We start from the raw sequence: 12,453 nt of genomic DNA, 5'->3' as shown, positions 1-12,453 counted from the left end.
TTATTTTGTGGAACGATTAACTTAAAGCTACATGATAAAATAACAGTAGATTTTGTTGATAGGAGGACGAATGAACTGGATAGAAATTATACAAAAAGCAATGAGTTTTATAGAAATGGAGTTGGCAAACAGTGAGCTATCCTCTCAACTTGTTGCCAAACATGTCCATGTGAGTGAATCCCATTTTACAAGGGCATTTCAGATATTGACAGGCTTCACTCTATCAGAATATATTCGTAATCGCCGTCTATGTGTGGCTGGAGAGCAGTTACAAGGTTTAGAAATATCTGTATCTGAGGTTGCTCTTAATGTGGGTTATGAGTCAGCAGAAGCGTTTTCTAAAGCCTTTAAACGTTTTCATGGTGTGACACCAAGTGAAAGTAGAGGTGAAAAATTAAAAGTATTTTACCCTTTGCAAGTAAAGCTTATACTGACACAAGAGCGTCCACTTACTTATACTATTCAAGAGAAGACACACATCTTTTTAAATGGAATAACCAATAGTGTTCCAAGTGATGACCCAAATGCTACAGGTTATCTGTGGGCAAAGTCTGAAACAGATGGATACTTAGATAGGTGCTGCGGATTTTCACAATTTGAAACTTTAGTTGGTGTTTCTACAGGAGAGGGATATACTATTAAGGCAAAATGTACACAGCCATCAAAGGATACAGTAGTGACTATTCCACCTCATAAATGGGCTATTTTTCCTTGCCCAGGTGAGATGCCTCAGTCTATACTTCAAATATGGAAGCAGATTTATACAAGCTGGATTCCGAGAGCAGAATATGAAATTGTAGATCAACCACAGTTAGAAGTGTATTTTGAAGTTGATGAGGGGTATGCTTGTGAAATTTGGATACCTGTTAAGTAGTGTAGAGATTATATAAGAGGAGACTATTGGAGAGATTCCAGTAGTCTTTTTTGTTATCTTATATGAATACGTTTTCAAAAATGATAAAATAAACTTAAAAATTTAGAATATAGTATAATATATTGATTGACAAGTTAGTGAACATGGAATAAAATAGAACTATGAAATGAATACGTATTCTTTAGTTGAATTTAAAGAGATAAAAATTTATGAAATAACTCGTTTATAAAGAGTTTGAATCGAATTTTATTATTTTTTTAATCTAGAATGAATACGTATACAAAAAATAATTTTATCTTATTAGGAGGAATGAATATGTTGAAACGTAAACATTTATGGTGGCAAGAGCTTACAAAGGATGAGATCTTAGAAGATGTTAAAAATACGGATATTGCGATTTTGCCAATTGGTGCAACGGAGCAACATGGACCTCATTGCCCATGTGGAAGCGACTATTTTAATGCATTAGGTTTGGCGGAGAAGGTAGCAGGGCGTACAGGAGTTATGCTTTTACCACCTTTACCATATGGTGCTCATCCTTATCATCATTGGTATATGCCAGGGACGATTCCTGTAGGTTATGATACACATACTGCATTATTATGTGATATTATAAGAGGAGCATCACAAGCGGGATACAAAAAATTCATAATTCTTTCAGCTCATGGTCAAGTTGCGTCAACTTTAGTCGCAATGAACAAACTTGGCCTAGAAGGTCACTTTGTACTTACTATGCATTGGTATGATTTCCTAAGAGATAATCAAACAGATTTGGAAACACCTATGGTACATGCAGATGAGGCGGAAACATCTGTAGCATTGTATCTTTACCCACAATACGTAGATATGTCTAAAGCTGTTGATGATGGTGGTACACCACTCATCGATGCTAAATTCCAAATCAAGCCAGGTATGGCAGCAAAACCAGGTATGATGTACCACTTTGAAGGAACTTTTGCAAGACCAGAGTATTTAGAACTTAAGAGTGGCGTTATTGGAACACCTTCACTTGCATGTAAGGAAAAAGGGGAAGTTATTGTCAATAAATGTGTGGACTATATTGTAGAGGTTGTTAATGATATTAATAGTCGCTATGCAGTAGGCGAAAAACCACCTGTTGATAGATAGAAGTGAAGGAAAAATAGAGGATCAAGCTTACGCGGGGAGCATTAACTTTTCGCGTAAGTTGTTATAGGGAGGGGAAATAATGAAATTAAAAGATAAAGTCGCTATAGTGACTGGCGGTACAAAAGGAATTGGTTATGGTATTGCGCAGGAGTATTTAAAAGAAGGAGCCAAGGTTGTTATTACAGGACGTGAAAAAGAAACAGGTCATAGAGCAGAACAAGAATTGAGTAAGCTAGGGGCAGTAAAATATATCTATGAAGATGTTTCAGATTTACAACTTTTACAAAATACAATTGATCAAACCGTAAGTACTTTTGGCCGATTAGATATATATATGGCCAATGCTGGTATTAATGATGCAAATAAAACCCATTTCATAGATATTACATCTGAGCAGTATGACCGAATTATGGATGTAAACTTGAAGGGCATGTTTTTTGGTGGACAGTTTGCAGCGCGTCAAATGATTAAGCAAGGAGAAGGTGGCGCTATTGTTAATATGGCAAGTGTAAACTCTTATTTAGGTCTTGATTCTCAAGTTGTATATACGGTAAGTAAGGGTGGAATTGTACAACTTACGAAAGTTCAAGCTATTGCTTTAAATGATTATGGCATTAAAGTCAATGCGCTAGCTCCAGGGCCTATTGAAACAGAATTGATGAGAAGAGTAGGGAACGATACGCAACTTATGGATACGATTTTATCAAGGACACCTATTGGAAGAATTGGTACACCTAATGAATGTGGTAAGTTAGCAGTCTTTTTATCTTGTGAAGAGTCTGACTTTATTTTTGGTCAAACCATTTATATTGATGGCGGGCGATCATTCCAAGCCTTCCCAACTAAAGGTTATAAAACTGTTACAGACCAAGACTATGAATTATTACAACAAATAAAGGCATAGGAGATGGAAGAGATGACTAAACCAATTATTGGAATGATTACAATTGGGGATCCAAGAGAGCATGAATGGAACAATGTCTTTAAAAATTTAGCCTTAGATCGTCATGAAAAGGCTATTAAAGTTTTAAAACAATTACCAGTAGAATTACATACCTTTAGTGAACTTCCACGTAGCATTGAAGGGATTAAAGAGCAAGTTGCTAAACTCAAGCAGCAACAAGTAGAGCTCTTTGTGTTGCATATTGCTTGTTGGACTTGGCCAAATTTAGCGACAGTAGCTGTACAACAAATGGATTTACCAACAGTACTATTTGCAAATCGTGAAACAGGTTCTCATGCAACAGTTGGTTTATTAGGAGCGGGAGGCGCGTTAAATCAAATAGGTTATCCTCATATACGTATACAAGAAAATTATGATGATCCTAAGATTATTGAAGTTATGAATGATAAATTGATGCCGACGGCTGTAGCAGCTCATACTGTTAAGCATCTAAGAGGTAGCGTGTTTGGATTGTTTGGTGGAAGGTCTTTAGGAATTGAAACTGGAACTTTTGATCCAATGCAGTGGAAACAGTTATTTGGTATAGACTGTGAACACATTGACCAGCTAGAGATTATTAGACGTACGGACTACATAGAAGATGACAGAGTTGAAGCTATGGTGAAATGGTTAAGTGATCATGTAGGCGGTATAACTTATGGAGAGAAATTTACACCAGATGCTTTTAAATTCCAAGTACGTTGCTATTTAGCCACTAAAGATATTATAGAGGAAAAACATATTAACTTTGCAGCCATTAAATGTATGCCGGATTTAACCAATCATTATACACCACAATGTTTATCAGCAGCACTTTTACCTAGTCCATTTGATAGTGAAGGGATAAAAGAACCTATAGCGTTTGCTTGTGAGGCAGATGCAGATGCAGCATTGACGATGGAAATTCTAAAACAGGTAAGCGGTGGGATGGCAACTATGTTTGCAGATGTCAGTCATTTAGATCCAGAAGATGGCATACTTTATTTGCCAAACTGTGGTGCTTATAGTGCTTGGTTTGCAGCTAGAAGCAACGATGCAAAAGAAAACTTATCAAAAATTCAGCTTAAAGAAGCCAATAGACCAGCAGGAGGTGCGATTACACTATTTGTTACAGCGCCTGGTCCTGTAACTTTGGCAAGGCTGACAAGGACAGCTGGAGCATACAAAATGTACGTGATTAAAGGTGAGATGGTCACACCAGAAAAAGAACGTCATGAAGCTTTTTCCAAGTCTAGAGGAAAACATCAACTTCCTATGTCTTATATCAAAGTCAATATGGACTTTGATGGTTTCGTACAATCTTTTGACTCTAATCATATTGTAGGTGTTGGAACGGATTGTATAAAAGAAATTAAAGCTGTATGCCAAATTTTAAATATACCTGTAACTGTAGTAGGTGAAGAGTAGGTGAAAAAATGGGACTACGTATAGAGGTAGAAGATCTAAGGATGCATGACATTATAGATAAGGAACAAGCTTATAATCTTCTAGCATCAAGTAAAGATGGCCTTATCTTTACAGAAGGTCCTGTGTGGAATGCTATAGATGCATCATTCATTTTTAGTGATATAGCTGGTAATAAGATGTACAGATGGTCAGAAGAAGATGGTCTTAAAGAATGGGTCAATTATAGTTTTAAGGCCAATGGAAATGCTTATGACCAAACAACAGGTCAATTCATAACTTGTGAGCATGCAACAAGTCGTATTGTGAGCCGAAATAAGGAAGGCAAAGACTATACTATCGTTTGCAGTCATTATAAGGATAAAGAGCTCAATAGCCCCAATGATATCATTGTTAAAAAGGATGGAACAATTTATTTTACAGACCCTCATTTTGGGAGGAATCCATCAAAAGTTGGGGTAGAGCGGAAAAAGCAGCTGGATTTCCAAGGCATATATAAATATGCAAAAGGTACATTGACAGTACTAGATGATTCCCTTACAGCGCCTAATGGCCTATGCTTTAATTTAGATGAAACAAAGCTTTTTGTAAATGATTCACCTGAAAAGTCTATTTGGGTATTTGATATGATGCCATCGGGAGAACTTACAAATAAACGGTTATGGGCTACAGTAACAGGGGATGGGCTTGGACTTCCTGATGGAATGAAAATCGATAATGAAGGTAATGTGTATTGTTGTGCACAAGGAGGTATCCATGTTTTTGATCAAAATGGCACAAAGCTTGGACGGATTGTGTTTGAGGGTCAAGTAGCCAATTTTACCTTTGGTGGAAAAGATGGAAAAACCTTATTCATTTGTGCAGCAGATTGTATTTATAGCTTGAAAGGAAAGATTTGTGGAGTGAGGTGAAGACGTGATTTATTTTGATAATAGTGCGACCACTAAAGTAGATCAGGATGTAGCTGAAAAAGCAATGGAAATGATGTTAGAGTGCTATGGAAATCCTTCATCGCCTTATCTACTGGGAGGAGAAGCATTAGAACGTCTTACACAAGCAAGATTTTATATTGCACAGGTTATAAGTGCACCAACATCTTCCATTTACTTTACATCAGGTGGCACAGAAAGTAATAATCTTGCTATTATAGGTACTGTCTATGGAAATCCAGGAAAAGGCAAAAAGATTATTACAACATCTATAGAACATTCCTCAGTAAAAGATGTCTTTAAGTATCTTCAAAGCGAGGGATATGAGGTTGTATACATTGATCCTAGACTAGGTAAAATCCAAGTAGAAGATGTGATAGCAGCGGTAGATGACAATACACTATTGGTATCTGTAATGGGTATTAATAATGAAACAGGGGAAGTTTTACCTATTAAAGCTATTACTGAAGGTGTAAAAAAACGAAATCCTCATACAATCATTCATTGTGATTATGTTCAAGGTTTTTGTAAGATGCCTTTTAAATTATATGAGATACCAGTGGATTTACTTTCCGTAAGTGCACACAAGATTTATGGCCCTAAAGGGTGTGGTGCGCTTTATGTGAGACCTGGAATTCAACTGAAACCTTTGTTTTATGGAGGCTATCAAGAAAGTAGTTTACGACCAGGTACTGAAAATGTAGCTTTGGCAGTTGCTTTTGGGTATGCAGCCAATAGGGGGTTAATCAACCTACACAAACATTTAGATTATGTAACGGGTCTAAAGAAACATCTTCTAGATCAGCTTGAAACAATTCCTGAAGTGGAAATAAACTCACCAGAAGGTAGTAGTCCTTATATTTTAAACTTCTCTATTCCCATTTTAAGGACAGATGAGATGATTCATTATTTGAAATTGAAAGGTATTTTATTATCTGGTAGTGCAGCATGTAGTAGAGGCGCTACAAGTCACGTTATAAAAGCGATGGGGTTTGATAAGCAGCGTGTCATGAGTACTTTACGTGTTGGCATAAGTAAAAATAATAACTTAGAGGAAATAGATTATTTAATTAAAGTTCTAAAAGAAATGATTAAGAGAGAAGGTAGGTTATAATATGTCAAATTTAAATCCAATGAGTACTTTAAATGTGAAATTAAACGTAAAACCAATTTTATTTACAATGTATCACATTCATGCCTATATGGGACCTTGTCGTTATGGAGAAGGCTATGACCTTACAACAGAAAAAGATATGGAAGTTGCTCAAAAAGAATTTGAGATTTTTAAACAGGAGCTAGCAACAGAGCTAGATCTTACACAAGTTAATTTATTGGAGCCAGAAATTGTAGTATGGAATGAAGACTTTGCACTTAAAGAATCAGAGATTCAAAAAGCAATCAAAGATGATGCTCAAACAGATTTTTATCTTGTAAGAGGTCTTCGTATTTCTTCATATTTTGCAGTAGAACTTGCAAAACGTACAAAGAAACCTATTGGTCATACACCTAATAAATCTGCCATATCAAAATGTGATCATGTTGATATGACTGCACATCTTCTTGCTATTGGTCATCCAGCCTATGCTTTCTTAGATTTTGATGATGTGAATCGTACCTTTGAGATTTTACGTACAAAGAAAGCCCTAGAAACAACAAAAGTGTTCTTCCCACTAAAGAGTGCTTTATTAACTTTTGGATGCCAAAGTTCTTACATACAATTAGGTGATATTACAGATAAATTTGGTATTCGTTTTGCACATGTTAACTCTGAAGATGTATTTAAATGGTTAGATGAATTAACAGAAGATGAGAAGCAAGAAGCTAAAGCATTAGCAGAGCAAATTGTAAGTACTGCAAAAGGTGTGCATATGCCAGTTGAATATGTACAAAATGACACAGAGTATTATATAACCATTAAGAAAATGATGGAACATTTTGATTGTAATGCCTTTACAATGCCATGCTTTGAAGTATGTGCAACAAGAGAGCTTAATAAGCGTAAGCTTACTTTCTGTCTTGCACATTCTATTTTCAAAGATGAAGGAATTGCTTCTTCTTGTGCAGGAGATGTAGGCTCTATCTTATCCATGACTATTTTAATGAACCTATCTAAAAAAGCACCTTATATGGGCAATACAATGGTATTAGATCGTAAGACCAATCAATGTAGAACACTACATGATGTAGCTTGTTCTAAGATGAAGGGATACGGTGAGGCCTGCTTACCTATTGAATTAGTATCCTTTACGATGAATAACTGGGGAACTACAATGCGTTATGATTTTGCTAATGATATAGGAGAAACATTAACTTTGGTAAATCTAAGCCCAGATATGAAGAAAATTATGGTTGCTAAGGGAACAATCAACGGATGTGATGATTATCTTACACCAGAATGTAAACATGCTGTACGCTATACAGTAGCAGATGCAGAGCGTTTCCATCAATGTCAAAAATATGTAGGACATCACTTTGCAATTGTATATGGAGATTATGTAGATCAAGTAATAGCTTTAGCTAATGAATGTGGTTTAGAGGTATTACAAGCTTAAAAGTTGGAGGAATATGAATGGCACGCAAGAAAAGTGAAGATAACCGCATTACTTCAAAAGAAGTTGCAAAGCTTGCGCACGTATCACAAGCAACAGTATCACGTGTATTTAGTGGAGAGATGACGGTTAAAGAGGATACAAGAATTAAAGTAATAGAGGCTGCTAAAGTATTAGGATATACACCTAATAAAATAGCTAGCAGCCTATCTTCTAGAAAATCTAATATTATTGCTGTTGTGTTGTCAGATATTAATAATAGATTTTATACAGGTGTATTTTCCTATTTGACACAAAGGTTACAAGAGAACAATAAGCAGGTGCTATTTTTTCAAATGCGATGCGAGGAAGATGCAAATGAAATTATTAACCGAGTTTTAGAATATCAGGTAGATGGCGTTGTGATTGCAGCGCCAGCTTTACCTAAAGATTTTGCTGAGGAGTATTTAAAGGTGAATGTACCTACGGTATTTTTCAATCAATATACAACAGATAAACGGATGTGCTCGGTATGTAGTGATAGTGCAGAAGCAGGAAGAATGGTAGCAAATTATTTTCTAGATCGAAAGTATACTCAATTTGCTTTTATTGGAGGAAGAACGACAACAACAGGTACCATTCGTAAGAAAGGCTTTTTAGATCGTTTACAAGAAAGAGGCATAGAGAACTGCTATATTGAAGAGGGAGACTATTTATATGAATATGGAAGAGAGGCAATGAAAAAGCTCTTTGAAAAAGAAATCCCTCCTAATGCAGTTTTTTGTGGCAATGATATGATTGCAATTGGGGCAACAGATGCCGTTAGGCATGACCTAAAGCTTAGAGTGCCTGAGGATGTTGCTATTATAGGATTTGACGATATTGATATGTGTACATGGGAAAGTTATAAGATTACATCTGTTCATCAGCCATTAGAAGAAATGGTGGATGAGATTTATGAATATTTCTATAGGATTGATCAAGGTTTACCTGTAGAAGGCGGTTTAAGGCTTTTACAATGTAAAATTGTTGAAAGAACAACGACTTAACGTCTAAAACATTAGGGGGAATAGGTATGTCAAAAAATACAGTAACAGTTTCAGCAAAAAATTTAGAGCAATTTGTTACAGAATTATTTGAGACAACGGGTATGCCACAAGAAGATGCTAGATTTCATGCACAAGCATTAGTTAAAACTAATTTATGGGGAATTGATTCACATGGTGTATTAAGAGTACCGGCTTATTTTAATCGTATGTTGAATGGCGCAATCAATGTATCACCAAACATTAAGACAATAAAAGGAGATAAGGGCCTTGAAGTCATGGATGGAGATGGTGGAGCAGGTTTTATTGTAGCACAAAAAGCTATGGATAGAGCCATTGAACTTGCGAAGACATATAACGTAGGGATGGTAGGGGTTGTAAATAGTAATCACTTTGGAGCAGGTGCACTTTATGCAAGGCTGGCTGCTGAAAAAGGCATGATAGGTTTTGCAATGACCAATGTACTTCCTCTTATTGTCGCACCAGGAGCAAGTAAGCCAGTGGTCGGTAATAATCCACTAGCCATAGCAGTACCAACGTATAATGCCTTTCCATTTTGTTTAGATATTTCATTCTCTAAGGTAGCAGGTGGTAAGTTTACTTTAGCAATGAAGAAAAAAGAAAAGATTCCAATGGATTGGGGAACCGATAGTGAAGGTAGACCAACGGATGACCCAGCAAAAGCACATAAAGGCTTCTTACTTCCAGCAGCAGATCATAAGGGACTTGGGCTTGCAGAAGTCATTGATATTTTATGTGGTGTAATTACAGGTGGCGTGTTCTCTCATCAAATGAAGAGTATGTATGCTAATCCTGATGAACCAAGTTTGACAGGACATTTTATGATTGCTATCAATATTGATGCTATTATTGGGCAAGATGAGATGAAACAGCGTATGACAGAGTACTACGAACGTATTAAAGCGACCCCAATGTGGGATGAAACAAAAGAAATGTTTATGCCAGGAGAAATAGAATACCGCAAAGAACAAGAACGTCTAGAAGGTGGCATTCCTGTACCTATTACAACGTATGAGGAACTTATAGCACTTAAGCAACAATACAATATTCAAAGTCAACTGCCAGAAATAGATGCAGTCAATTAAAAGGGGGAAATAAGATGTTACCATTAGGCGAAAACTTTTCTAATAAAACAAAGGCTTTATTAAAAGAAGGTAAAAAGACTGCAGGCGCTTGGTTACAGGTGGCAAGTCCTTTTACAGCAGAAATTATGGCAAGAGCTGGTTTTGATTGGTTAATGATTGATATGGAACATGGACCTGGGGATATCATGACACTTATTTCTCAACTCCAAGCGATGAAAGGATATGGTGTAGAAGCTTTTGTAAGAGCACCTTGGAATGATTTTGTAGCCATCAAAAAAATATTAGATGCTGGCGTACATGGGGTACTTGTACCTTATGTGAATACAAAGCAAGAAGCAGAAGATGCAGTTAAAGCTGTAACCTATCCAACAAAGGGAATTCGAGGTGTAGCCGGAAGTTGTAGAGCACAAGGCTATGGTTTAGGAAATAATCAATATTTTCCTTATGCAGATCAAGAGATTATGTTGATGGTTGCGATGGAGACGCCAGAAGCAGTATCTAATCTAGACGCTATATTAGAAGTTGAAGGGATTGATGGTATTTTTATTGGTCCTATGGATCTTGCAACATCAATGGGACATTTTTGTGACCCTTCTCATCCAGATGTGCAAGCCACTATTAAAATCATTGAAGAGAAGGTTTCAAAGTCTAATAAATTCTTAGGAACAGTGGCAGGTAATTTTGAAAAAGCTAAAGTGCTTTATGAAAAAGGCTATCAATATGTCGTTATCATGGCTGATGGTGTAGCATTATCTCAGCTTGCACATCAAACAGCACAACAATTTCATGAGCAGTATAAAGAGAGATAGTAAGTAAAAGAGTGGGTAGAGAGGGGTAGCATATGAGAGGGTACAAAAAATATTTTTTTAGTATTATAAGTACACTATGTCTTTTATGTTTTTGTGGATGTTCTACTCAAATTAAACAAGATGTGAAACAGATACGTATAGCACACGATAATGGTATTCAAACACCTATCCATAAGGCTTTTATTCATTTTGAAAAGCTAGTAGAAGAAAAGTCAGATCACCAAATAGATGTGATTCTCTTTCCAGCGGCACAGATGGGCAGTGTAATCGATACTTATGAGCAAGTTAGGCGTGGAGATGTGGAGATGTCAGCAACTACGACGAGTAATCTAGTCTCTTCTATTCCAGAATTTTCTATGTGGGAGAGCTTCTATATGTTTGATGATGCAGATCATGCCAAACGTGTTTTAGAAGGTCCAGCAGGTATAGAAATGATGGAGTCATTAGAACGTATGAACTTAAAAGGAATAGGTTATATGGCATTAGGTTTTAGAAATTTTTCCAATAGTAAAAGACCTATTATAGAAGCAAAAGATGTAAAAGGATTAAAGATGAGAGGATATAATCCTCTTCAGATTGCTGCTTGGAGTGCAGTAGGTGCAGCGCCTACTAGTGTCAGCTGGAATGAACTTTTCACATCACTACAACAAAAACTTATCGATGGCCAAGAATGTGCTATTAATAGTTTTTACCTAGAAAAATTCTATGAAGCACAGAAGTACTTATCTTTAACTAAGCATATTTTTACTAACTTTTTATGGTTCGCTAATGCAGAGTTTATAGAAAGTTTATCCAAAGAAGAGTATGACATCATTATGGAATCCGCCAAAGAAGCCATTGATTATAACTGGCAACTTGTTTCTGAAATTGAGCAAGATACACTCAAGTTACTTGAAGAGAGTGGTATTGAGATCAATGAGTTAGATCAAGATGCGAGAAGAGAAATGGGCGAGAAAATGAATCATGCAATTAAGGATGAAATTGTGAAAATGTGTGGTGAAGAGGTCTATAATAGTGTGTTTGAAGAAATAGAAAAGGCACGCCAAAACTAGGCCAAGATAGGGGGAAGTTCATATGAAAAAATGCATAAGCTGGTTAGATGTCAATTTTGAACCACTGGCCATGGTGAGTTTGTTTAGCATCATGTTTTTCCTTATTGTTATTCAAGTTATTCTGCGTTTTGTATTTAAAACGGGTTTAAGTTGGGGAGAGGAAATAGCAAGAATTATGTTTGTCTGGCTTTCGTTTGTGACTTTTGGTTATCTTACAAGAAATAATCGACATGTTAGAATCGGTTTTCTAAGAGAAAGGTTTCCAGAAAGTATTCAAAAAATACTCTTAGTAGTATGTGATTTATTGTTCCTATTTTTTAGTTTTTATGCATTTAAAGCAGTTCTACTACTTTGTCTGCAAACAGCTCGTTTTGAAGATAAGCTGGTTACATTACCTATTAGCTCTAACTTACTGTACTTGTCTGGTTTAATAGGATTTGCCTTAATGCTCATAAGAGGGATACAAGTAATCGGTTGGAAAATAACCCATTGGAAAGATAGTTTAGTAGTGTTTGAGAACTATGATGGCAAATACTATAAGAATAATCATATTTGTTTTATGCCTCAGCAGCTTAAAGAAGTTGATAAGATGAAAATTGAAGCTGAATCTAAGCTTGGATTGGGGGAATAGAAT

The 12,453-nt window shown here is 36.1% G+C and carries 12 protein-coding genes; all 12 read left to right on the top strand.

Translation table 11 applies throughout. The features are described 5' to 3' along the window. The first annotated feature begins 70 nt into the window (after positions 1–70). Complete coding sequence (locus tag BN2390_RS06800) at positions 71–874, top strand: AraC family transcriptional regulator (RefSeq protein WP_053983604.1); 804 nt, start codon at positions 71–73, stop codon at positions 872–874. Positions 875–1,189: 315 nt separating this feature from the next. Then, positions 1,190–2,002 carry a creatininase family protein gene (locus BN2390_RS06795; RefSeq protein ID WP_053983603.1) on the top strand — a complete coding sequence of 271 codons (813 nt, stop codon included), beginning with the start codon at positions 1,190–1,192 and terminating at the stop codon, positions 2,000–2,002. A 79-nt stretch (positions 2,003–2,081) separates the two neighbouring features. Next, positions 2,082–2,906 carry an SDR family NAD(P)-dependent oxidoreductase gene (locus BN2390_RS06790; protein WP_053983602.1) on the top strand — a complete coding sequence of 275 codons (825 nt, stop codon included), beginning with the start codon at positions 2,082–2,084 and terminating at the stop codon, positions 2,904–2,906. Positions 2,907–2,918: 12 nt separating this feature from the next. Further along, on the top strand, positions 2,919–4,352 hold the full coding sequence (locus BN2390_RS06785) for an L-fucose/L-arabinose isomerase family protein (protein ID WP_242847652.1): 1,434 nt from the start codon (positions 2,919–2,921) through the stop codon (positions 4,350–4,352). A gap of 8 nt (positions 4,353–4,360) precedes the next feature. After that, complete coding sequence (locus BN2390_RS06780; protein ID WP_053983601.1) at positions 4,361–5,260, top strand: SMP-30/gluconolactonase/LRE family protein; 900 nt, start codon at positions 4,361–4,363, stop codon at positions 5,258–5,260. Between the two features lie 4 nt (positions 5,261–5,264). Next, a complete protein-coding gene (locus tag BN2390_RS06775; RefSeq protein ID WP_053983600.1) occupies positions 5,265–6,392 on the top strand; it encodes a cysteine desulfurase family protein in 1,128 nt (375 codons plus the stop codon). 1 nt (position 6,393) lies between these two features. Then, entirely contained in the window at positions 6,394–7,830 is a 1,437-nt protein-coding gene (locus BN2390_RS06770; RefSeq protein ID WP_053983599.1) for a hypothetical protein, read from the top strand. Between the two features lie 17 nt (positions 7,831–7,847). Beyond that, entirely contained in the window at positions 7,848–8,855 is a 1,008-nt protein-coding gene (locus BN2390_RS06765) for a LacI family DNA-binding transcriptional regulator (RefSeq protein ID WP_053983598.1), read from the top strand. Positions 8,856–8,881: 26 nt separating this feature from the next. Beyond that, positions 8,882–9,958, top strand: coding sequence for an Ldh family oxidoreductase (locus BN2390_RS06760; RefSeq protein ID WP_053983597.1), 1,077 nt, complete (start codon positions 8,882–8,884; stop codon positions 9,956–9,958). A 14-nt stretch (positions 9,959–9,972) separates the two neighbouring features. Continuing rightward, positions 9,973–10,767, top strand: a complete 795-nt coding sequence (locus tag BN2390_RS06755) for an HpcH/HpaI aldolase family protein (RefSeq protein ID WP_053983596.1) — start codon at positions 9,973–9,975, stop codon at positions 10,765–10,767. A gap of 32 nt (positions 10,768–10,799) precedes the next feature. Further along, entirely contained in the window at positions 10,800–11,819 is a 1,020-nt protein-coding gene (locus BN2390_RS06750) for a TRAP transporter substrate-binding protein (RefSeq protein WP_053983595.1), read from the top strand. A 22-nt stretch (positions 11,820–11,841) separates the two neighbouring features. Continuing rightward, positions 11,842–12,450 carry a TRAP transporter small permease gene (locus tag BN2390_RS06745; protein ID WP_053983594.1) on the top strand — a complete coding sequence of 203 codons (609 nt, stop codon included), beginning with the start codon at positions 11,842–11,844 and terminating at the stop codon, positions 12,448–12,450. Positions 12,451–12,453: the final 3 nt, after the last annotated feature.

Source organism: Niameybacter massiliensis, assembly GCF_001282685.1.
Taxonomy (GTDB): Bacteria; Bacillota; Clostridia; order Lachnospirales; family Cellulosilyticaceae; genus Holtiella; species Holtiella tumoricola.
This window is presented reverse-complemented; position numbering and strand designations above follow the sequence as displayed.

Coding starts and splice junctions, on each gene's coding strand:
- BN2390_RS06800 (WP_053983604.1), top strand. CDS start 71: ATGAACTGGATAGAAATTATACAAAAAGCAATGAGTTTTATAGAAATG.
- BN2390_RS06795 (WP_053983603.1), top strand. CDS start 1,190: ATGTTGAAACGTAAACATTTATGGTGGCAAGAGCTTACAAAGGATGAG.
- BN2390_RS06790 (WP_053983602.1), top strand. CDS start 2,082: ATGAAATTAAAAGATAAAGTCGCTATAGTGACTGGCGGTACAAAAGGA.
- BN2390_RS06785 (WP_242847652.1), top strand. CDS start 2,919: ATGACTAAACCAATTATTGGAATGATTACAATTGGGGATCCAAGAGAG.
- BN2390_RS06780 (WP_053983601.1), top strand. CDS start 4,361: ATGGGACTACGTATAGAGGTAGAAGATCTAAGGATGCATGACATTATA.
- BN2390_RS06770 (WP_053983599.1), top strand. CDS start 6,394: ATGTCAAATTTAAATCCAATGAGTACTTTAAATGTGAAATTAAACGTA.
- BN2390_RS06765 (WP_053983598.1), top strand. CDS start 7,848: ATGGCACGCAAGAAAAGTGAAGATAACCGCATTACTTCAAAAGAAGTT.
- BN2390_RS06760 (WP_053983597.1), top strand. CDS start 8,882: ATGTCAAAAAATACAGTAACAGTTTCAGCAAAAAATTTAGAGCAATTT.
- BN2390_RS06755 (WP_053983596.1), top strand. CDS start 9,973: ATGTTACCATTAGGCGAAAACTTTTCTAATAAAACAAAGGCTTTATTA.
- BN2390_RS06750 (WP_053983595.1), top strand. CDS start 10,800: ATGAGAGGGTACAAAAAATATTTTTTTAGTATTATAAGTACACTATGT.
- BN2390_RS06745 (WP_053983594.1), top strand. CDS start 11,842: ATGAAAAAATGCATAAGCTGGTTAGATGTCAATTTTGAACCACTGGCC.